We start from the raw sequence: 21,989 nt of genomic DNA on the forward strand, positions 1-21,989 counted from the left end.
ATGCAGAGCGTTACCACCGCCGCGGCTGCGACCGGCACGCTGGAGCAGGCGCTGCAGCACGCCGCGCGCCTGCTGGACGGCCGGCCCGAGCTGGCGGCCGAGCAGGCGGCGGAAATCCTCAAGACGGTACCGGGCCATCCCGCCGCGCTGCGCCTGCTGGCGTCGGCGCGCCTGGCGCAGGGCGACGCGGCGGGCGCGCTCGGCATCCTCGAGCCGCTGGCGCGCAGCCAGCCGGACTGGGCCCCCGCGCACTTCGACCTCGGCGCGGCGCTGGCGCGCGCCAGGCGCGTCGCGGAGGCGATCGAGGCGCTGCGCCGCGCGGCGGCACTGAAAGCGGACCTGCCGCAGGTCTGGCGCCTGCTCGGCGACCTGCTGCACGCGCAGGGCGATGCCGCCGGCGCCGACGCCGCCTATGCCGACCACGTGCGCCACGCCGCCCGCGACCCGCGCCTGCTGGCCGCGGCCACCGCGCTGGTCGACAACCGCATTCCCGAGGCCGAGGCGCTGCTGCGCCAGCACCTGAAAGAGGCGCCGACCGACGTCGCCGCGATCCGCATGTTCGCCGAAGTCGCCGCCCGCGTCGGCCGCAACGAGGACGCGCTGAAGCTGCTGGAGCGCTGCCTGGAGCTGGCGCCCGGCTTCCACGCCGCGCGCGAGAACTACGCGCTGGTCCTGCATCGCAGCAACCGTCCGGAACGGGCGCTGGCCGAGGTCGAGCGTCTGCTGGCGGTGGCGCCGGAAAACCCGGCCTACCGCAACCTCAAGGCGGTGGTGCTGTGCCGCATCGGCGAGTACGAGCAGGCGATCCGCATCTACGCCGCGTTGCTGCAGCAGCATCCGGACAATCCGAAGGTGTGGATGAGCTACGGCCACGCGCTGAAGACCGCCGGGCACACGGAGCGCGCCGTCGAGGCCTATCGCCGCAGCCTCGCGGCCGAACCGTCCTTCGGCGAGGTGTGGTGGAGCCTGGCCAACCTGAAGACGTTCCGCTTCGGCGCCGACGACCTCGCCGCGATGCGCGCGCAGCTCGCGCGCGGCGACCTCGGCGAGGACGACCGCCTGCACCTCGAGTTCGCCGTCGGCAAGGCGCTGGAGGACGTCGGCGAATACGAAGCCTCGTTCCGCCACTACGCGCAGGGCAACGCCATCCGCCGCGCGCAATTGCACTACAGCGCCGAGGAAACCAGCGCGCGCGTGCGCCACATCCGCCAGCGCTACACGCGCGAGTTCTTCGCTGCGCGCGCCGGCGCCGGCTGCCCGGCGCCCGACCCGATCTTCATCGTCGGCCTGCCGCGCGCCGGCTCCACGCTGATCGAGCAGATCCTGTCCAGCCACAGCCAGGTCGAGGGCACGATGGAGCTGCCCGAGGTCACCTCGATCACGCGCATGCTGCGCGAGCAGGGCGGCGCCGAGGGCGAGATGCCCTACCACGAGGCGCTCGCCGCGCTCGACGGCGACGCGCTGCGCGCGCTGGGCGAGCGCTACCTGGAACACACGCGCATCCAGCGCAAGACGGCGGCGCCGTTCTTCATCGACAAGATGCCGAACAACTTCATGCACATCGGGTTGATCCACCTGATGCTGCCGAACGCGAAGATCATCGACGCGCGCCGCCATCCGCTGGCCTGCTGCTTCTCCAATTTCAAGCAGCACTTCGCCCGTGGCCAGAGCTTCAGCTACAGCTTCGAGGATCTGGCGCACTACTATCGCGACTATGTCGCGCTGATGGCGCATTTCGACGCGGTGCTGCCGGGGCGCGTGCACCGCGTCGTCTACGAACGCATGGTCGAGGACACCGAAGGCGAGGTGCGCCGCCTGCTCGACTATTGCGGTCTGCCGTTCGAGGCGTCGTGCCTGCGCTTCTTCGAGAACGCGCGGCCGGTGCGCACGGCGAGTTCGGAACAGGTGCGCAGGCCGATCTATCGCGAAGGCGTGGATCACTGGCGGCACTACGCGCCATGGCTGGCGCCGTTGGAGTCGGCACTGGGGGCGGTATTGCAGCGCTACCCGGAAGTGCCGGAGTTCGAGGCGATGTAATCAACTTCGATTGGGGTAGTCCTTAGAGAGGGGAGGCCGATGTACATCAAGTCAATGCCATCTGGCGGAAGACCGCGGGCGAAGCTGTCCCGATTGCCGCTCGCCGCGGCGATCTGCTTCGCCATCGCCGCGCCGGCGTTCGCGCAGGACGCCGGCCAGGCGCAGGCGCCGGCGTCGACGCCGCCCAAGGAGCAGAAGGGCACGACGCTGGAGACCGTGACCGTCACCGCGCAGAAGCGCACCGAGAACCTGCAGAAGGTGCCGTTGAGCATCCAGGTGCTGGGCACGGAGAAGATCGAACATCTGCACATCAGCAACTTCGACGACTACGTGAAGTACCTGCCGAGCGTCGCCTACCAGACGTTCGGCCCGGGCTTCGCGCAGATCTACATGCGCGGCGTGGCCAGCGGCGGCGACGGCAACCATTCCGGTTCGCTGCCCAGCGTCGGCGTGTACCTGGACGAGCAACCGGTGACCACCATCCAGGGTCCGCTCGACATCCACATGTACGACATCGCCCGCGTCGAGGCGCTGTCCGGGCCGCAGGGCACGCTGTACGGCGCCAGCGCGGAATCGGGCGCGTTGCGCATCATCACCAACAAGCCCGATCCCAGCGGTTTCGCCGCCAACTACAGCGTCGGCGCCAACACGGTGAACGAAGGCGGCATCGGCTACAGCGCGGACGGCATGGTGAACATCCCGGTCGCCGGCAACTCCGCGATCCGCCTGGTCGGCTGGCACGATCACGCCGCCGGCTACATCGACAACGTGCCCGGCACGCGCACCTTCCCGACCTCCGGCATCACCGTCAGCAACGCCAAGGACTGCACGCCGGCGCCGCTGCTGGAGTGCTCGTACCTGGCGAAGAAGAACTACAACGACGTCGACACCACCGGCGCGCGCGCGGCGCTGAAGGTCAACCTCGACGACAACTGGTCGATCAGCCCGACCATCATGGGCCAGCGCTCCACCGCCAACGGCAACTTCGCCAACGACCCGGCGGTCGGCGAGCTCGGCATCACGCACTTCTACCCGGAGCGCACGGACGACCACTGGTGGCAGGCGGCGCTGACGGTGGAAGGCAAGATCGGCATCTTCGACGTCACCTACGCCGGGGCCTACCTCAAGCGCCTGACCGAGGAGCAGAACGACTACAGCGACTATTCGTTCTGGTACGACACGTTGTTCGGCTACGGCGCCTACCTCTACGACAACAGCGGCAACCTGATCAATCCCTCGCAGTTCATCAAGGGCCTGGACCGCTACACCAAGCAGAGCCACGAGCTGCGCTTCGCCTCGCCGAGCGACGAGCGCCTGCGCCTGGTGGCCGGCCTGTTCTGGGAGCACCAGAAGCACGACATCCAGCAGCGCTACATGGTGCCCAACCTGGCCGACAGCCTGTCCGTCACCGGCTGGCCGCACACGCTGTGGCTGACCAAGCAGGACCGCATCGACCGCGACGAGGCGGTGTTCGGCGAACTGTCCTACGACCTGATCCCGGAGACGCTCACCGCGACCGTCGGCGGACGCTACTTCCGCGCGCACAACAGCCTCGGCGGCTTCTTCGGCTTCAGCAAGGGCTTTGCCCCGTCGTCGAGCTACGGCGAGGCCGGCTGCATCTCGCCGGAACCGTTCCACGGCGCGCCGTGCCTGGATTTCTACAAGAACGTGAAGGAATCCGGCTCGCTGGGCAAGTTCAACCTGACCTGGCAGATCACGCCGACCAAGATGGTCTACGTGACCCGTTCGGAAGGCTACCGCCCCGGCGGCATCAACCGCCGCGGCACGCTGCCGCCGTACAAGGCCGACTTCCTGACCAGCTACGAGGCCGGCTGGAAGACCACCTGGCTCGACAACCGGCTGTCGTTCAACGGCTCGGTGTTCCGCCAGAAGTGGAAGGACTTCCAGTTCAGCATCCTCGGCGCCAACGGCCTCACCGAGATCAAGAACGCCAACCAGGCGCGCATCGACGGTCTGGAGACGGAGCTGAACTGGGCGGCGACCTACAACCTGCAGCTCGGCGGCGGATTCGCCTGGTACAACGCCAAGCTGACCGCGAACTATTGCGGCTTCACCGATCTCGCCGGCAATCCGATCACCGAGTGTCCGGCCGGCACGATCAATCCGCTCACCGGCGACGTGGTTTCCGGTCCGGAAGCGCCGAAGGGCACGCAGCTGCCGGTGACGCCGCGCTTCAAGGGCAACCTGATCGCCCGCTACACCTTCGACGTCGGCGACAAGGAAGCCTTCGTGCAGGCCGCGGTGGTGCACGTCGGCGAGCGGCAGTCCGACCTACGGCTGTTCGAGCGCGGCCTGCTCGGCCCGCTGAAGCCCTACACGCTGACGGACGTCTCCGCCGGCATCCGCAAGAACAGTTGGTCGGTGGACGTCTACGTCAACAACCTGTTCGACAAGCGCACGCAGCTCACCAAGTACACCGAATGCGCCGAGGCGGTGTGCGCGGCGCACGGCGTGGTGCCGCAGTACCCGAACGGGCAGGTGTACACGATCACCAGCCAGCCGCGGACGGTCGGCATCCGCTTCACGCAGGAGTTCTAGCCGGCCGGCGGCCTGTCGGGAGTGAGGAGGGAGCCCCGGCGCGAGCCGGGGTTTCCTTTTGCGGGACCGGCGGCGGCGCAGGCGGCGAAGACGCGCCGCGCACGGGCGATTTCGGGAGCAACGACGCGCCGGCGGCGGTCGTCCGTGTCGGCGGCGGGCGGAAGAAAAAAAGCCGGCCGCACGGCGGCCGGCTTTTCGGCAGACTTCGGCGTTCGGCTCAGTTGCCGCCGGACGTCGAGGCCGGAGCCGGAGCGGCGGTCGACGCCGGAGCCGGAGCCTCGGCCGGAGCGGCGGCGGCGGTGGACGCCGGAGCCGGGGCCGGAGCCTGCTCGGCCGGAGCGGCGGCGGTCGCGGCCGGAGCCGGGGCCTGCTCGGCCGGGGCCTGCTCGTTGTTGCCGCCGCTGCACGCGGCCAGCAGCGCAACGAGCGCGGAGGCAAGAACGATGCGGGTCAACTTCATTGGGATTCTCCTTGTGCCGTGGATTGCCGGTGAATGGCCGCAGTATTAAAGCGCGTTCATTGTCCGGGCGCCAGATGCAATGCCGATAATCCCTTATATGCGGCCCGGTCCGTTTGGCTGGCGTTGGCTTTAGGCCAGTTCCACGGCAATCGCCGTGGCCTCGCCGCCGCCGATGCACAGCGAGGCGACGCCGCGGCGCAGGCCGCGCGCCTTCATGGCGTGCACCAGGGTCACCACCAGGCGGGCGCCGGTGGCGCCGATCGGATGGCCGAGCGCGCAGGCGCCGCCGTTGACGTTGAGTTTCTCGTGCGGAATGCCGAGTTCGCGCATGGCGGCCATCGCCACCACCGCGAACGCTTCGTTGATCTCGAAGAGATCGACGTCCGCCACCTTCCAGCCGACCTGCTTCAGCAGTTTCTCGACGGCGCCCACCGGCGCGGTGGTGAACCACTGCGGCTCCTGCGAATGCGTGGCGTGGCCGAGGATGCGCGCCAGCGGAGCGGCGCCGCGGCGCTTGGCCTCGTCCTCGCTCATCAGCACCACCGCGGCGGCGCCGTCGGAGATGCTGGAGGAGCTGGCCGCGGTGATGGTGCCGTTTTCCTTGCGGAAGGACGGCTTCAGCGCGGGGATCTTGGCGATGTCGCTGCGGCCCGGCTGCTCGTCGGCCTTCACCTCGACCTCGCCCTTGCGCGTCGCCACCTTGAGCGGAACGATCTCCGCGTCGAACGCGCCCGACTGCTGCGCCGCCTGCGCGCGCTTCACCGACTCCGTCGCGAACGCGTCCTGCTGCTCGCGGGTGAACTGGTACTTGTCGGCGCACTGCTCGCCGAACACGCCCATCGCCTTGCCGTCGTAGGGATTGGTCAGGCCGTCCCAGGCCATGTGGTCGACCGCCTCGAAGCCGCCGTAGCGGTTGCCGGTGCGCGAGTTGGGGATCATGTGCGGCGCGTTGGTCATCGACTCCATGCCGCCGGCGACGACCACCGTCGCCGAGCCCGCCTTGATCAGGTCGTGACCCAGCATGATCGCCTTCATGCCGGAGCCGCACACCTTGTTGATGGTGGTGGCGCCGGTCGCCACCGGCACGCCCGCCGCCAGCGCGGCCTGGCGCGCCGGCGCCTGGCCGAGGTTGGCCGGCAGCACGCAGCCCATGATCACTTCCGAGACGTCGGCGGGCGCGACCCGCGCCTGTTCCAATGCGGCGCGGATGGCGGTGGCGCCCAGCGTCGGCGTCGGCACGCCGGTGAACTGGCCGAGGAAGGAACCGATGGCGGTGCGCTTGGCGCCGACGATGACGATGGCGGACATGCTGCTTCTCCGGGAGGTGCGTGCGCGGCGGGCCGCGCGGACGATGGCCGGATTATCGCAGGGGATGTTGCGATGCGGCAAACACCTGCGTGCGGCAGCTTGCGGACGGGGTGCGTGCCGCGCTGCGCCGCATCACCAGACGATGGCGGCGGCCGCCGCACCGCCCGCGGCGTCGGGCGGTCGGCAGAGCGGGCTTCAGCCCGCCGCTTGCGCGTCGCGAAAGGCCCGAGGGGGGACTGGAGCCCACCCACGCTCTCCGGCGGGATGGGCCTTCCCGAGTCCCGGCCTTCCTCACGACTTGCCGTGGAACAGCTCGCGCCCGATCAGCATGCGGCGGATCTCGTTGGTGCCGGCGCCGATCTCGTAGAGCTTGGCGTCGCGCAGGATGCGGCCGGTGGGGTATTCGTTGATGTAGCCGTTGCCGCCCAGGCACTGGATCGCCTCCAGCGCCACCTGCACCGCGCTCTGCGAGGCGTGCAGCAGGCAGGACGCCGGGTCGATGCGCGAGCGCACGCCGCGGTCGAAATCCTGCGCCACCATGTAGGCATAGGCGCGCGCCGACTGCAGCGCGGTGTACATGTCGGCGATCTTCGCCTGCATGATGCCGAAGGTGCCGATCGGCGCGTTGAACTGCTTGCGCTCGCGCACGTAGGGCAGGGCGATGTCCAGCGCGGCCTGCATCAGGCCGATCGGGCCGCCGGACAGCACCAGGCGCTCGGTATCCAGCCCGCTCATCAGCACGCGCACGCCCTCGTTGACCTCGCCGACGCGGTTCTCGTCGGGGATCTCGCAGTCCTCGAACACCAGCTCGCAGGTGTTGGAGCCGCGCATGCCGAGCTTGTCGAGCTTCTGCGCGGTGGAAAAGCCCTTCATGCCCTTCTCGACGATGAAGGCGGTCATGCAGCGCGAGCCGGCCGGCTTGTGCGCGGTGCGCATGTACACCAGCAACACGTCGGCGTCCGGGCCGTTCGTGATCCACATCTTCGAGCCGTTGGCGATCCAGCGGTCGCCTTTCTTCTCGGCACGGCAGGCCATCGAGCCGACCACGTCGGAGCCGGCGCCGGGCTCGCTCATCGCCAGTGCGCCGACGTACTCGCCGGAGCACAGCTTGGGGATGTACTTGCGCCGCTGCGCCTCGTTGCCGTTGTGGAAGATGTTGTTGACGCACAGGTTGGAGTGCGCGCCGTAGGACAAGCCGACCGAGCCGGATGCGCGGGAGATCTCCTCCATCGCCACCACGTGCGCGAGGTAGCCGAGTTCGGAGCCGCCGTATTCGCCCGGCACGGTCACGCCGAGCAGGCCCATGCCGCCGAGCTTGCGCCAGAGGTCCTGCGGGAACGCGTTTTCGCGGTCGATCAGGTCGGCGCGCGGCGCGATCTCCTTCTCCGCGAAGGCGTGCACGCTCTCGCGCAGCAGGTCGAGGTCTTCTCCGAGGGGAAACGGGCGCATGTCGGTGTCCGGGCTCCTGCGATGGATGCGTCGCGCGTCCGCCCGCCGGCCCGGCGGAACGGACGCGCAACAGCGGGATTATGCCGCGTCCGGACCCGCGACGCCGCTCAGTGGGCGTTGGCGGCGTGGATCGCGTCGGCCCAGCGGCTGACCGCGGCGGCGGTCCACTGCCGGTCCTTCTCGTCGCGGTAGTGGCTGTAGGCGTACAGGTAGAGCACCTGACCGTCGATCTGCACCACGGCGCCGGACATCACGATCGACGTCGGCGCCTGGCCCTCGACGGCGACGCTGGAACGCGCGCTGAAGAACAGGCCCCACGGCTCGCGGCGGAACGTGCCGAAGTAGCCGGTGCCGGACAGCGAGGCGTTGACGTCCTTGCCGGTCAGCGCGCCGGTCTTCTCGTTGCCCTGGCGCATCAGCGCGTCGCCGAGCGTGTCGACGTGATCGAACGCGGCGCGCACGCCGGCCTCGATCTGGTCGCGGGCTTTCTCGAACTCGCCGTCCGGCACGTGCACGCCTTCGAGATTGCGCGCCACCTGCAGCTGGAAGTAGCGGTCGAGTTCCTTGTTCTCGCCCTTCGACAGCGCGTCCAGGTCGTTCGGCGTCAGGTAGGCCTCGACCAGGCGGTTGGTCTTCGGCAGGTAGCCTTCCAGCACCACGATCAGCATCGGCAGCGTGGCGGCCGAGGGCACGAAGTGTTCCGGCGTGGGTACGTTGAGCGAGCGCTTGCCGAACTGGATGTCGGCGGCGGTGGCGAGGGTGGTGCACAGCAGCAGCGCCAGCCCGAAGGCAACGGCCGTGCCCTGCATGCGCGGCAGGAAAGACGGCGGCTTCATGTCGAATGCCCCTGATGGACGGCGCGGGCGGGCGCCGGCCGGCGCGACGCGACCTCCGAAAAAACGGAACCCGGGCAAGCCCGGGTTCCGTTCGGCGCTGGCATGGCGCAGCGGAGGATCACTGCCCGCGCATGCGGCCGAGGAAGCGCGGACCGTGGTTGCCCATGGTCGGCAGCTTGATCTTGCCGATCGCGCTGATGCGCTCCTCCGCCATGCGGTCGGCGGCCTTGTAGGTCGGGATGCCGTCGCGCTTGGCGATCTGGAAGATGCGCGAGAGGTTGTAGTAGATCGTGCGCATCATGCGCATCGCACGCTCGCGGTTGTAGCCGTCGATCTCCAGCGACACGTTCATCACGCCGCCGGCGTTCACCGCGTAGTCCGGCGCGTAGAGGATGCCGCGCTTCTCCACCTCGTCGCCGATCGCGTCGTTGGCGAGCTGGTTGTTGGCGGCGCCGCAGATGATCTTCATCTTCAGGCGCGGCAGGGTCTTCTCGTTGACCGTGCCGCCCAGCGCGCACGGGCTGTAGACGTCGGCGTCGACGTCGTAGATGTCGTCCAGGCCGACCGCTTCGCAGCCCAGTTCGTCGACGCAGCGCTGCACGGCTTCCTTGTTGATGTCGGTGACGAACACCTTGGCGCCCTGCTCGCGCAGCAGCTTGACGAACTCCATGCCGACGTGGCCGACGCCCTGCACGGCGTAGCTGTACTTGCCGACGTCTTCGTTGCCGAACCTGGCGGACAGCGTGGCCATCAGGCCCTGCAGCGTACCGAACGCGGTGAACGGCGAGGGATCGCCGGAGCCGCCGTGCACCTGGTGCACGCCGGTCACGAATTCGGTCTCGCGGAACACCCATTCCATGTCGTTGACGTCGATGCCGACGTCCTCGGCGGTGATGTAGCGGCCGTTGAGCGAGTTGACGAAGCGGCCGAACGCGCGGAACAGCGCCTCGGACTTGTCCTTGGACGGATCGCCGATGATCACGGCCTTGCCGCCGCCCAGGTTCAGGCCAGCCACCGCGTTCTTGTAGGTCATGCCGCGCGACAGGCGCAGCACGTCGTTCAGCGCCTCCTGCTCGGTCTTGTACGGCCACATGCGCAGGCCGCCCAGCGCCGGGCCCAGCACCGTGTTGTGGACCGCGATGATGGCTTTCAGGCCCGCGTCCTTGTTGTGGCAGAAGACGACTTCCTCGTGACCCGAGGTGGCGATGGTTTCAAAAATCATCGAAAGCGAACTCCCGGAATGGCGGCTGCAGGTGGCGCGCGTGGAGGCGTGCACGAGAGGGCACCTGAGCTCTCGCGGACAAATGGCTGATTGTCCAAGGAAAGGGAACGTCCCGGCGGACCGGGGCCTGCCTCGTGCGGCGCGCATTCTAGCCCCTGACGGGGTTGAGCGACAGTTCGGATGGTCGTGGCGGCGTGCGCGGACGCAGCGCGGATGTTGCGCGCTCGGCCCGCCGGCAGCCGGCGTGGAAGCGCCACATCGGGCCTTCGCGTACCCAGCGCGTCGGCACAGCGGTAGCCGGGACGCGCGCAGGGCGCGCGTTGCCCTGCTCGCTGCGAGATGCGGCCGTCCTGCGGGCGGCGCCTGCTCCCCCCCATCCTCTCCCCGCCGGCGCGAGAGCTCGGCCAACGATGGCCGATGGGCGCGGTTACGGCGAACAGCGCGGTGCGTTGCCGGCGGCGCGCGCGCGCTCGTAAACCGGCATCAGCTTCGGCGCCTGTTCGGACAGCGTCCTGATGCGGTTGCCCGGCGCGGGGTGCGTGGACAGGAACGCGGGCACGCCGCCGCTGCCGGCGTTCTTCTGCATGTTCTGCCACAGCGTCACCGCCTTGCGCGGATCGAAGCCGGCGGCGGCCATGTAGCGCTGGCCGAGCACGTCGGCCTCGCTTTCCTGCGCGCGCGACCACGGCAGCAGCAGGCCGACCTCGGCGCCGACGCCGAGCAGCGCCATGGTGCGGCCGGCGTCGTTGCCGCGGCTGGCGCCGTACACGGTCAGCGCGGCGATGCCGGCCTGCGCCGCCATCCGGTCGGAGAAGCGTTCCGCCGAATGCCGCGCGACCACGTGCGACAGCTCGTGGCCGAGCACGGCGGCGAGCTGGTCCTGGTCGGTCGCCACCTTGAACATGCCCTCGTTGACGCCGATGCGCCCGCCCGGGAGGGCGAAGGCGTTGGCGCTGCCGTCCTTGACGATCTGCACGTCCCACTCCTGGCGGTCGTACGGCGCCGGCAGCACGCGGATCAGCGCGTCGGCCACGCAGGCGGCGTAGGCGCGCTCGCGCGGCGCGTCGGCGAACTTGCCCTGCTGCTTGAGCTGGCTGAATGCGGCCAGGCCCATCTGGTTCATCTGCGCGTCCGACACCAGCATCAACTGGCTGCGCCCGGTGGGGCTGGTGGCGCAGCCGCCGAGCAGCGCGGCGGCGAGGCCGGCGAGTATCCAGATGCGCTTCATGGCGAATCCTCCTTGGACGGCGGGTGTCCAGCATAGGCCGGCGCGGGCGCGGTGCAATCGGCTCCCGCGCGAACTTGGCGCGCCGCTGGACAAGAACGAACGGTCGTGCTATTTCTCGCCGCCATGACTGCCGCTGCCACCAGCAAGGGTGCCGCCACCCGCGAGGCCATCGTCGACCGCGCGCTGCACATCGCGCGCACCGACGGCTTCGAGGGCCTGTCGATCGGCGGCGTCGCGCAGGCGGTCGGCATGTCGAAGAGCGGCGTGTTCGCGCATTTCGGTTCGCGCGAGGAGCTGCAGCTCGCCGTGCTGGACGCCGCCGCGCAGCGCTTCACCGAGGAGGTGTTCCTGCCGGCGATCCGCGAGCGCCGCGGCCTGCCGCGTTTGCGCGCGATCCTGCGCCGCTGGATCGACTGGCTGCACGCCGGGCAGGGCGGCTGCCCGATGGTCAGCGCCGCCATCGAGTACGACGACCGGCCGGGCCCGATCCGCGATCGCGTCGTCGAGTACCAGACGCGCCTGCGCCGCGAGCTGGCGCGCGCGATCCGGATGGCGATCGACAGCGGCGAGCTGCGCGCCGACTGCGATCCCGTCCAGCTCGCCTTCGAACTGTTCGGCATCGAGCTGGCCCTGCACCACGACGCCCGCCTGTTCGGCCTGCAGGACGCGATCGCGCGCGCGGATCGCGCCATGCACCGCCTGATCGAGAGCTACCGGGCATAAATCCCCTGCGAGGTATCCGTCATGAACGCCGTCGTCCGGAAAAAAAGCACGATCGTTCGAAAATCCATCGCGCTGACCGCGCTGCGCGCCGGCTTCGCGCTCGGCGGCCGGCTGGCGCCGCGCAGCACGGTGAACCGCGCCGCGCGCCTGTTCGCCACGCCGTTCGCCGGCAGCCGCAGCCGCGCGCGGGCGGCGCAGGCGGATGCGGACATGCGGCCCGGCGAGCTGCGCGTCGACGGCGAGACGCTGGCGACCTACACCTGGGGCGATCCCGCCGCGCAGCCCTACGCGCTGCTGGTGCACGGCTGGTCGAGCTACGGCCTGCGCTTCCTGCCGTGGGTGACGCGGTTGCGCGAACGCGGCTACGCGGTGGTGACGTTCGACCAGCCCGGCCACGGCCGCAGCACGGGACGCCTCAGTTCGCTGCCGGAATTCGTCGACGCCGTGCGTGCGGTCGGCGGCCGCCACGGCCGCGCCGCGCTGGCCTTCGGGCATTCGCTCGGCGGCGCCGCGCTGGCGCTGGCGCAGGGCGAAGCCTGGCGCGCCGAGCGGCTGGCGCTGTTCGCGCCCCCCGCGGACATGATCGCCGCGGCGCAGCGCTTCATGCGCTTCGTGGGCCTCGGCCCGCACCTGCGCGAGCCGTTCATCGACTGGCTGAAGCGCCGCACCGGCGTCGACCCGCGCGACCTGCAGGTGCACCGCCACGTGCCCGTCTTCGGCCAGCCCGGGCTGATCGTGCACGACATCGACGACGCCGAAGTGCCGTGGGAGGAGGGCGAACGCTACGCGCGCTACTGGCCGCACGCGCGCCTGCTCACCACCCGCGGCCTCGGTCACAACCGCGTCGTCGACGACCCCGTCGTGGTCGACGCAGTGCTGCGCTTCCTCGACGGCGAGGCGGTCGGCGAGCGTGTGGTGTCCACGCCGGAACTGCCGTTCGGCGTGGCGTGAGCTAAGCAGCGCCGCGGCTGCTGCGCGGGGAGTGCGGCAGCGCGGCGTCCAGCGGCTGCCAGGCGAGCGCGTGCTCGGTCCAGATCTCTTTCGTCGGCGCGAAGCGCGAGGCGTCGTCCAGCGTGGCGGTGGTGACGTCGATCGCGTCGGGGCGATCCGCGCTGCGGTAGGTCAGCGAGGTGCCGCAGATCGCGCAGAACGTGCGCTCGACGCCGGGCGAGGAAGCGAAGCGGGTGGGTCTGCCGGTGACCAGTACGAAATCTTCGGCGCGGAAGATCGCCCACGCCAGCGACGGTGCGCCGCTGGCAAGGCGGCACGAACGGCAGTGGCAGCGTGTCAGCGCCAGCGGTTCGCCGACGACGCGGTAGCGCACCGCGCCGCACAGGCAGCCGCCTTCGTGCGCCGCGGTGTCGTCGTGCCCCGGCATGTTCATGCGGCCTTGTCGGTACGATGCAGCGCCACGCCGGCGATCACCAGCGCGATGCCCATGAACTCGGTCGGGCCGGGAATCTGCCGCAGCACGATCGCGCCGATGACGCAGGCGGTCGCCGGCAGCAGCGCCAGCATCAGCGCGAACGTCGAACGCGGCAGCCGCGCCATCGCCAGCTGGTCGCAGACGTAGGGGATCACCGACGAGCAGATGCCGACGCCGACGGCCGCCGCCAGCAGGCGCGGATCGCCGAACGCCGGCAGCGCGTCGCGGATGCCGATCGGCAGCGCCGCCGCCATCGCCACCAGCATCGCCGCGCCGAGGCGGTCGATGCCGGAGGCGCCGCCGTCGCGCGCCAGCGCGTGGCCCGCGACGATGTAGCCCGCGAACAACGCGCAGTTGGCGAACGCGAACACGTAGGCCAGCGGATCGCCGCCGAAGTTCACCTCGGTCAGGCGCACGACGCCGGCGACGGCGACGCCGAGCGCGGCGAAGTTGCGCACGTCGCGCAGGCCGATCGCCGCCAGCGCGATCGGCGCCAGGAATTCGATAGCGCCAACTGTCGCCAGCGGCAGCCGCGCGATCGCCAGGTAGAACAGCGAATTCATCGCCGCCAGGATCGCGCCCATCGCCAGCAGCAGGCGGCGCTGCACCGGCGTCGCCGCAAACAGCACGCGCCACGGCCGCCGCCACAGTGCGAACACCAGCGCCGCAGTGGCGATGCGCAGCCAGGCGACGCCGAGTGCGCCGACGTAGCGGAACAGCAGCACGGCGAACGCCGGGCCGAGGTAATGGAACACCGCGCTGACCAGGAAGAACGCATGCGGCGGGATCGCGTCCGTGCGCGGAGCGGCGAGGGCATCGTATTTCATCGGCGGCTCCACATCGACTACGTTGTGCTATTTTCCGAGGTGATAGCGCGGCATTGAATGGCGAGATCAAGGGTTGGTCGGCGGGGTGCCTTCACATGGCAAAGAAAATCAGGCGAAACACCTTTGCCGACGCAAGCGCGCTCCTCGATGCCACCAATCTCGGCATCCTGCGCCACCTGCTGGACGAGCCGCGGCTGACGATGAGCGAGCTGGCGCGTCGCGTCGGCATGTCGGCGCCGGCGGTCACCGAGCGCGTGCAGCGCCTGTACGACGCCGGCGTGATCCGCGGCGCGCGCCTCGAGCTCGATCAGGCCGCGCTCGGCCTCGGCGTCACCGCGTTCGTGCGCGTGCGACCGATGCCCGGGCAATTGCAGGCGGTCGCCGCGCTGGCGAAGCAGATCCCGGAGATCGTCGAATGCCACCGCGTCACCGGCGAGGACTGCTTCGTGATGAAGGTGCTGGTCGGCCGCGTCGAGCAATTGGAGGCCGTGCTCGACGAGATGCTGAAGTACGGCAACACCACCTCGTCGATCGTGCAGTCGACGCCGGTGCCGCTGCGCGCGCCGCCGCTGCCGGAAGCGCCGGAGCGATAGCGACCTGGCGCGCGACGGCGACGATCATGCAGCCAGCATGAGCGGCGCGTGGTGAAGCGCTTCCCCTCTCCCCTGCGGGAAGAGGGAAGGGTCAGGGGGACGCGCGCAGCGCGCGCATCGTCGTTGCGGAAGCGAAAGGCGGCCGTCCTGCGGACGGCCCCCTTCACCCCGACCCTCTCCCCGCCGGGGAGAGGGGGTCGAGTCCCGCGCGCGTGGTCCGCGCAGTCGCGAGGGGCCGCGCAGTCGTGTGGCCTGTGCAGTCGAGCAGGCCGCCGTGTCGCCACACGGCATGGCTCCGCTGCTGGCGACGCGCGCTTCGCCTGGGATTGCGCAACGGTTCGACGGTGGCCGCGTGGGCGCGTGCCATCGGTCAGCCGCGACCGCGGGCCCGCGCGCGCTACAATCCGCAGGTTCCACGCAGACGGATGGCGCAGCCCCCCATGAGCACCCCCGCAAAGCACGTACCCGCGAACGAAGCGCAACCCGAAGCAACGCCGCTGCGCTTCGTCACCGCCGCCAGCCTGTTCGACGGCCACGACGCGGCGATCAACATCATGCGCCGGCTGATCCAGTCGCAGGGTGCGGAGGTGATCCATCTCGGCCACAACCGCAGCGTCGAGGACGTGGTGCGCGCCGCGCTGCAGGAGGACGCCGACGCCATCGCCGTGTCGTCCTACCAGGGAGGGCACGTCGAGTACTTCAAGTACATGGTCGACATGCTGCGCGAACGCGGCGCTGCGCACATCCGCGTGTTCGGCGGCGGTGGCGGCACCATCACGCCCGAGGAAATCGCCGAGCTGCAGGCCTACGGCGTCGAGCGCATCTACCACCCGAACGACGGCATGCACATGGGCCTCGTCGCCATGATCGAGGACGTGGTGCGGCGCGCTTCGCACGCGCGGGACGCGGGCGCCGGAACCAGGGACGCGGCCAAGCTGGTGGCGAGTACCCGCATCGATGACGAAATCTCGATCGGGCGCGTTCTGAGCGCTATCGAGGACGGCGGTTTTTCGGAGTCCGAACTGACGCTGCTGCGCAAGCAGTGGGCGCGCGGCTCTTCCGAGTCCCGAGCCCCGGGGCCCGAGTCCCGCACTCCCGTGATCGGCATCACCGGCACCGGCGGCGCCGGCAAGTCGAGCGTGGTCGACGAGCTGCTGCTGCGCTTCCTGCACGCCTTCCCGCAGATGCGCATCGCCGTGCTGGCGGTCGATCCGACCCGCCGCCGCACCGGCGGCGCGCTGCTCGGCGACCGCATCCGCATGAACGCGCTGCGCAGCAAGCGCGTCTACATGCGCTCGATGGCCACGCGCCGCCAGCACGCCGCCACCAGCGCGATGCTGAAGGACTGCGTCGCCTTCCTGCGCGGCCAGGGTTACGACCTGGTGATCGTCGAGACCGCCGGCATCGGCCAGAGCGACTCCGAGATCGTCGACCTGGTCGACTTCCCGATGTACGTGATGACCAGCGACTACGGTGCCGCCAGCCAGCTCGAGAAGATCGACATGTTGGACTTCGCCGAGCTGATCGTGCTGAACAAGTACGACCGCCGCGGCGCCGAGGACGCGCTGCGCGACGTGCGCAAGCAGTGGAAGCGCAACCACGCCGCGTTCAAGACGCCGGACGAGGACGTGCCGGTCTACCCGACCATCGCCAGCCAGTTCAACGATCCGGGCGTCACCTGGATGTTCGTCAACCTGTGCCGGTTGCTGCGCGAGAAGCTGGGCGGCGCGCGCGGGGGGGGCGGGAGACAAGCCCGCGCTGGGCAGCGAGCGCTGCGACTTCGATCCGCAGGTGGACGTGTCGATCAAGGAGCCGCGCGCCACCGTGCTGATCCCCGGCGCGCGCGTCCGCTACCTCGCCGAGATCGCCGAGCAGGGCCGCGGCATCAACGCCGCCATCGAGCGCCAGGCCGAGGCCGCCAGCAAGGCGCAGCACTACTACGAGGCGCTGAAGGAACTCGAGGATCCGTGCCTGCCGCCGCCGCTCGAAGGCTACGCCGCCGAGGACGTGCACCCCGCCGCCGGCGCGCACCCGGTGCGCGACAGCGACGGCGAGGTCGCCTACTGGGAAACCGCCAACGGCACGCCGAAGGGCGTCGACCGCAGCCTGCTGGTGCTGCGCCAGCGCTACAACGCCGCGCTGAAAGAGCTGTCCACCGAGGCGGTGCACCTGCTGCGCGAGTGGCCGGCGCGCCTGAAGTCGGTCACCGACGAGGTGAACGAATACAAGGTGCGCGACAAGACCATCCGCGTCGAGAACTACCGCGAATCGCTCAGCCACCAGAAGATTCCCAAGGTGGCGCCGCCGAAATACCGCGACTGGGGCGACCTGCTCAAGTTCCTGATGCGCGAGAACCTGCCGGGCCACTACCCGTACACCGGCGGCGTGTACCCGTACCGCCGCACCGGCGAGGACCCGACGCGCATGTTCGCGGGCGAGGGCACGCCCGAGCGCACCAACCGCCGCTTCCATTACCTCAGCCTCGGCCAGCCGGCCGCGCGCCTGTCCACCGCGTTCGACTCGGTCACGCTGTACGGCGAGGACCCCGCCGAGCGTCCGGACATCTACGGCAAGATCGGCAACTCCGGCGTCAGCATCGCCACGCTGGACGACATGAAGAAGCTGTACTCCGGCTTCGACCTGTCGGCGCCGACCACCTCCGTGTCGATGACGATCAACGGCCCGGCGCCGATGATCCTCGCCATGTTCATGAACACCGCCATCGACCAGGCGGTGGAGAAGTACCTGCGCGAGGACGGCAAGCGCTGGGACGCCGCGCGCGAGAAGATCGACGCGCTGTATGCCGGCCGCCCGCGCCCGCGCTACGAGGGCACGTTGCCCGAGGGCAACGACGGCCTGGGTCTGGGCCTGCTCGGCGTCAGCGGCGACCAGGTGGTGGATGCCGATACCTACGCGCGCATCAAGGAAGCCACGCTGAAGGTGGTGCGCGGCACGGTGCAGGCCGACATCCTCAAGGAGGACCAGGCGCAGAACACCTGCATCTTCAGCACCGAGTTCGCGCTGCGCATGATGGGCGACATCCAGCAGTACTTCGTCGACCACGGCGTGCGCAACTTCTACTCGGTGTCGATCTCCGGCTACCACATCGCCGAAGCCGGCGCCAACCCGATCAGCCAGCTCGCCTTCACGCTCGCCAACGGCTTCACCATCGTCGAGTACTACCTGGCGCGCGGCATGAAGGTGGACGACTTCGCACCCAACCTGTCGTTCTTCTTCAGTAACGGCATGGACCCGGAGTACACCGTGATCGGCCGCGTCGCGCGGCGCATCTGGGCGCGCGCCATGCGCGAGCGCTACGGCGCCAGCGCGCGCAGCCAGATGCTGAAGTACCACATCCAGACCTCCGGCCGCTCGCTGCACGCGCAGGAGATCCAGTTCAACGACATCCGCACCACGCTGCAGGCGCTGTACGCACTGTTCGACAACTGCAACAGCCTGCACACCAACGCCTACGACGAGGCCATCACCACGCCCACCGAGGAATCGGTGCGCCGCGCGGTGGCGATCCAGCTGATCATCAACCGCGAGCTCGGCCTCAACTTCAACGAGAACCCGTGGCAGGGCAGCTTCGTGGTCGAGACGCTCACCGACCTGGTCGAGGAGGCCGTGTACAAGGAGTTCGAGGCGATCAGCGAGCGCGGCGGCGTGCTCGGCGCGATGGACACCATGTACCAGCGCGGCAAGATCCAGGAAGAGAGCCTGTACTACGAGCACAAGAAGCACGACGGCTCGCTGCCGATCATCGGCGTCAACACCTTCCTGCCGAAAGAACACGCCGGCGACATCACCACCACCATCGAGCTGATCCGCTCCACCGAGGCGGAGAAGCGGCAGCAGATCGCCAACGTGCAGGCCTATGCCGCCGCCCGCAACCCGCTGGCCCCCGACAGCCTGCGCCGCCTGCAGACCACCGCCCGCGACCGCCGCAACGTGTTCGAGGCGCTGATGGAAGCGGTGAAGTACAACTCGCTGGGGCAGATCAGCCACGCGCTGTACGAGGTGGGCGGCGAATACCGGCGCAACATGTAATGCCGCCCGCCCGGCGTCGCCCGTCGGGCGACTGCGCCCTTCCCATCGCCGGCACGGCAAGGGATGATGGCCGCGATGACCGGCCCGCACGCCCCCGCCCATCACCTCCGCGACCTCGCGCGCCTGCGCCGCGTGCGCGACCGCATCGACCGCGAGTACGCGCAGCCGCTGGATCTCGAGACGCTGGCCCGCGGCGTGCACATGTCGGCGGGGCATCTGAGCCGGCAGTTCAAGCGGGCGTTCGGCGAGTCGCCTTACAGCTATCTGATGACGCGGCGCATCGAGCGCGCGATGGCGCTGCTGCGGCGCGGCGACCTCAGCGTGACCGAGGTGTGCTTCGCGGTCGGCTGCGCGTCGCTGGGCACCTTCGGCACGCGCTTCGCCGAGCTGGTCGGCGTGCCGCCGGGCGTCTACCGGCGCGAGGCGGCGCAGGCGACGGCGGGGATGCCGGCCTGCGTGGCGCGGCAGGTGACGCGACCGATCAGGAATCGAGAAGCGCCGGCCCCCGAGCCGGACCTAGCATGACGGCTCGACCTTTACCGAACAGGACCGCCATGGACATCAGCATTCACGCCAGCTTCCTCCCGCACGCCGACCCCGACGCCTCGCTGGCGTTCTACCGCGACACGCTCGGCTTCGAGGTGCGCAACGACGTCGGCTACCAGGGCCTGCGCTGGATCACGGTCGGCCCGCCCGGCCAGCCCGGCACGTCCATCGTGTTGTTCCCGCCGGCCGCCAGCCCCGGCGTCACCGACGCCGAGAAACGCACCATCGCCGAGATGATGGCCAAGGGCACCTACGCGATGCTGCTGCTGGCCACGGCCGACCTCGACGCCGCCTACGCGCGCATCCAGGCCAGCGGCGCCGAGATCGTCGAGGAGCCGACCATGCAGCCCTACGGCGTGCGCGACTGCGCGGTGCGCGATCCCGCCGGCAATCTGCTGCGCGTGCAGGAGCGGCGGTGAGCCGCCGCCGCAAACCCACCAAGAAGGAGCACACGATGGCCGAGAAGAAACCCGTGAAGACCGGCGCGAAACCGGCGGGCCGCAGCGGCGTCGGCAAGACGTCGAAGGGATTCACCGCCGAAGAGCGCGAGGCGATGCGCGAGCGCACGCGGGAGATGAAGGCCGCGCGCAGCGGCGCGGACGGCGAGGCGGAAGTGCTGGCGAAGATCGCCGCGATGCCGGAGCCGGACCGCGCGATGGCGACGCGGCTGCACGCCATCATCAAGGCCAGCGCGCCGTCGCTGTCGGCGCGCACCTGGTACGGCATGCCCGCGTACACGAAGAACGACAAGGTGGTGTGCTTCTTCCGTCCGGGGCACAAGTTCAAGGACCGCTACGCGACGTTCGGCTTCAACGACACGGCCAAGCTCGACGACGGCGCCATGTGGCCGACCGCGTTCGCGCTGAAGCAACTCACCGCCGCCGAAGAGGCGCGCATCGCCGCGCTGGTGAAGAAGGCGGTGGGTTGAGCGCGATCGAGCGCCGCTTGCGACGAGCCTGTGGCAAGGCTTCGGATGGCCGGATCGGCAACACGCGAGCGGCCGCGGCCGGACGCCGCGGGTCCAAGCCGGCGGGAGCGCGGGCATCGGCTCGCGGGAGGCGGCGTAGAATCCGGTCCGCCTCGCTGCGAGGCCCATCGAGGGGGATCGATCATGATGTCGCTTGCCCAGCTCTGGCTTCCCGTCGCGCTATCCGCGGTGGGGGTGTTCGTCGCCAGCAGCATCCTGCACATGCTGCTCAAGTTCTGGCACACGCCCGATTACCGCGCGCTCGCCAACGAGGACGAGGTCCGCTCCGCGATCCGCAACGGCCATCCCGCGCCGGGCATGTACGTCGTGCCCTATTGCCGCATGGAAGAGATGAAGAAGCCGGAGTCCGTGCAGAAATACGAGACGGGTCCGGTGGGCTTCTTCTTCCTGCTGCCGAACGGCATGCCCAACATGGGCAAGAGCCTCTCGCTCTGGTTCCTGCTGTGCCTGGCGGTGTCGTTTTTCTGCGCGCTGATCGCCGCCGCCGCGTTTGCGGCGGGCGCGGACGGCCACCGCGTGTTCCACGTGACCGCGCTGGTCGCCTTCGCGTCCTATGCGACGGGATCGTTTTCCATGGGGATCTGGTGGGGGCAGCCGTGGCGCGCGGTTTTCAAGTACGCCGTCGATAGCTTGATCTACGCGCTGGTGACGGGCGCGGTCTTCATGGGGCTGTGGCCGCAGCCCTGATCGGGAAGACGACCGCCGACGCGGGCGCCGGCATGCGCGTCCGCGTGCGCTTCGGGGCGCGGATTCCTGCGCGCGCCGTCGCTCCCGGCGCGGCGGTGTGGCGAACCTCGTGCAGCGTGTGGGTCACGCCGGGGCGCGGACCGGGCCGCCGGGCCCGACCCGCGCGGGATCGACTCAGCGGCTCTTCGTGAACGTGAGGCCGTGCCCCTCGCGCCGGGAGACGAAGCCGATCACCTGGCCGCGGCCGTCGCGCTCGAACACCTTGCGCACGCGCGGCTGGCCGGGCGTGAACAGCACGTCGCGCACCTCCGCCAGCAGCGGCAGCGGCTTGCCGCCGTTGGTGGCGCCGAAGAGACGGTCGCCCTGGCGCGTGATGACCACCGTGAAGGCGGGGGCGGCGCGGTAAGTGCCGACGTACTGGTCCAGATCGGCAGGCGCGAGCGCGACCGCCGGTGGGTCGTCGGAGAGCGCGACGGTCTGGCTGGAAATCATGCGCCAGTCGCCGTTCTCGTCCAGCCACACCTCGGTGGAGCGGAAGCGCGGCCGCAGGGTTTGTTCGCCGACGCGCACGGTGGCGTTGTCGGTGAAGCTCGTCACCGCTACGTTGCCGTGGATCTCGACGTGGAAGTCGGTCTGCACCAGCTTGTTGCTGACGCCGACGGGGCCCGCCGGGCCGGGCGCGACGATGTCCGCCTTGGTGGCGATGTCGCCGTTCTCGTTGATGAAAACCACGCGGTCGTCGAGGTAGCGCGCGAGCGTCTTGACGTCGTTCGACGCCGAGGCGTCGGAGAAGGCTTGCGACTGGCGCTGGATCAGCGCGGCGACGTCCTCGCCCGCGGGCGCGGCGCCGGCGGCGGCAAGGGCGAGTGCGATCAGCGCGTGCGGCAGGATGCGTGGCATGGTGGTTTCCTCGTGGGCGACCCAATTTAGCCGGCGCGCCTGTCGCCGCATGTGCCGTTCGGGGGGGGCGCGGGCGCGATGCGGGGCACCGCAACGGGATGATTCGTGGGTGATGTCCCGGTTTCTGTTGACGAGCGCGGCGGACTCGTC

Annotated in this window: 18 protein-coding genes and 1 pseudogene; 10 read left to right on the forward strand and 9 right to left on the reverse strand. The window is 69.9% G+C overall.

The genetic code is table 11. The features are described 5' to 3' along the window. Together MBSD_RS14790 and MBSD_RS14795 are read left to right on the forward strand one after the other, a co-directional pair. Entirely contained in the window at positions 1–2,037 is a 2,037-nt protein-coding gene (locus MBSD_RS14790; protein WP_062538055.1) for a tetratricopeptide repeat-containing sulfotransferase family protein, read from the forward strand. Positions 2,038–2,076: 39 nt separating this feature from the next. Beyond that, positions 2,077–4,596 carry a TonB-dependent receptor gene (locus MBSD_RS14795; protein ID WP_237071827.1) on the forward strand — a complete coding sequence of 840 codons (2,520 nt, stop codon included), beginning with the start codon at positions 2,077–2,079 and terminating at the stop codon, positions 4,594–4,596. Positions 4,597–4,813: 217 nt separating this feature from the next. Here the strand turns inward: MBSD_RS14795 and MBSD_RS14800 are convergent, their stop codons facing one another. The 6 genes from MBSD_RS14800 to MBSD_RS14825 form a co-directional block, all read right to left on the reverse strand. After that, on the reverse strand, positions 4,814–5,056 hold the full coding sequence (locus MBSD_RS14800; RefSeq protein WP_062538056.1) for a hypothetical protein: 243 nt from the start codon (positions 5,054–5,056) through the stop codon (positions 4,814–4,816). A 129-nt stretch (positions 5,057–5,185) separates the two neighbouring features. After that, positions 5,186–6,364: a thiolase family protein gene (locus MBSD_RS14805; protein ID WP_062538057.1), complete on the reverse strand. Its 1,179-nt coding sequence runs from the start codon at positions 6,362–6,364 to the stop codon at positions 5,186–5,188. Between the two features lie 291 nt (positions 6,365–6,655). After that, a complete protein-coding gene (locus MBSD_RS14810; protein ID WP_062538058.1) occupies positions 6,656–7,813 on the reverse strand; it encodes an isovaleryl-CoA dehydrogenase in 1,158 nt (385 codons plus the stop codon). 107 nt (positions 7,814–7,920) lie between these two features. Then, positions 7,921–8,649, reverse strand: coding sequence for a hypothetical protein (locus MBSD_RS14815; protein WP_062538059.1), 729 nt, complete (start codon positions 8,647–8,649; stop codon positions 7,921–7,923). A gap of 118 nt (positions 8,650–8,767) precedes the next feature. Further along, complete coding sequence (locus MBSD_RS14820; protein WP_062538060.1) at positions 8,768–9,871, reverse strand: Glu/Leu/Phe/Val dehydrogenase dimerization domain-containing protein; 1,104 nt, start codon at positions 9,869–9,871, stop codon at positions 8,768–8,770. Positions 9,872–10,298: 427 nt separating this feature from the next. Then, on the reverse strand, positions 10,299–11,099 hold the full coding sequence (locus MBSD_RS14825; RefSeq protein WP_062538061.1) for a M48 family metallopeptidase: 801 nt from the start codon (positions 11,097–11,099) through the stop codon (positions 10,299–10,301). A 123-nt stretch (positions 11,100–11,222) separates the two neighbouring features. Here MBSD_RS14825 and MBSD_RS14830 point away from each other — a divergent pair, with 123 nt between their 5' ends. Together MBSD_RS14830 and MBSD_RS14835 are read left to right on the forward strand one after the other, a co-directional pair. Further along, positions 11,223–11,822 carry a TetR/AcrR family transcriptional regulator gene (locus tag MBSD_RS14830; RefSeq protein WP_062538062.1) on the forward strand — a complete coding sequence of 200 codons (600 nt, stop codon included), beginning with the start codon at positions 11,223–11,225 and terminating at the stop codon, positions 11,820–11,822. A 21-nt stretch (positions 11,823–11,843) separates the two neighbouring features. Then, on the forward strand, positions 11,844–12,773 hold the full coding sequence (locus MBSD_RS14835) for an alpha/beta hydrolase (RefSeq protein WP_062538063.1): 930 nt from the start codon (positions 11,844–11,846) through the stop codon (positions 12,771–12,773). A 1-nt stretch (position 12,774) separates the two neighbouring features. Here the strand turns inward: MBSD_RS14835 and MBSD_RS14840 are convergent, their stop codons facing one another. Then, a complete protein-coding gene (locus MBSD_RS14840; protein ID WP_062538064.1) occupies positions 12,775–13,206 on the reverse strand; it encodes a GFA family protein in 432 nt (143 codons plus the stop codon). Then, complete coding sequence (locus tag MBSD_RS14845) at positions 13,203–14,075, reverse strand: EamA family transporter (RefSeq protein WP_062538065.1); 873 nt, start codon at positions 14,073–14,075, stop codon at positions 13,203–13,205. The genes MBSD_RS14840 and MBSD_RS14845 overlap by 4 nt, the downstream gene beginning before the upstream one ends. A 95-nt stretch (positions 14,076–14,170) precedes the next feature. On the opposite strand from MBSD_RS14845, the gene MBSD_RS14850 reads away from it, so the two are divergent. From MBSD_RS14850 to MBSD_RS14875, 6 genes and pseudogenes are all read left to right on the forward strand, one after another. Continuing rightward, complete coding sequence (locus MBSD_RS14850; protein ID WP_062538066.1) at positions 14,171–14,668, forward strand: Lrp/AsnC family transcriptional regulator; 498 nt, start codon at positions 14,171–14,173, stop codon at positions 14,666–14,668. Positions 14,669–15,108: 440 nt separating this feature from the next. Further along, positions 15,109–18,718, forward strand: a pseudogene (locus MBSD_RS14855) (methylmalonyl-CoA mutase family protein). A 75-nt stretch (positions 18,719–18,793) separates the two neighbouring features. Then, the gene (locus tag MBSD_RS14860) at positions 18,794–19,243 is read left to right on the forward strand and encodes a helix-turn-helix transcriptional regulator (RefSeq protein WP_062538077.1); all 450 of its coding nucleotides are present in this window, start codon (positions 18,794–18,796) and stop codon (positions 19,241–19,243) included. A 29-nt stretch (positions 19,244–19,272) separates the two neighbouring features. Next, positions 19,273–19,683 (forward strand): VOC family protein, encoded by a 411-nt coding sequence (locus MBSD_RS14865; protein ID WP_062538067.1) that lies wholly within the window; start codon positions 19,273–19,275, stop codon positions 19,681–19,683. Further along, complete coding sequence (locus MBSD_RS14870; protein ID WP_237071828.1) at positions 19,680–20,192, forward strand: iron chaperone; 513 nt, start codon at positions 19,680–19,682, stop codon at positions 20,190–20,192. Before MBSD_RS14865 ends, MBSD_RS14870 begins: the two co-directional genes overlap by 4 nt. A gap of 183 nt (positions 20,193–20,375) precedes the next feature. After that, positions 20,376–20,939 carry a hypothetical protein gene (locus MBSD_RS14875; protein WP_148667903.1) on the forward strand — a complete coding sequence of 188 codons (564 nt, stop codon included), beginning with the start codon at positions 20,376–20,378 and terminating at the stop codon, positions 20,937–20,939. A gap of 174 nt (positions 20,940–21,113) precedes the next feature. Here the strand turns inward: MBSD_RS14875 and MBSD_RS14880 are convergent, their stop codons facing one another. After that, entirely contained in the window at positions 21,114–21,839 is a 726-nt protein-coding gene (locus MBSD_RS14880) for a nuclear transport factor 2 family protein (RefSeq protein ID WP_062538069.1), read from the reverse strand. Between the last annotated feature and the right edge of the window lie 150 nt (positions 21,840–21,989).

It is taken from the genome of Mizugakiibacter sediminis, from assembly GCF_000953855.2.
GTDB lineage: Bacteria > Pseudomonadota > Gammaproteobacteria > Xanthomonadales > Rhodanobacteraceae > Mizugakiibacter > Mizugakiibacter sediminis.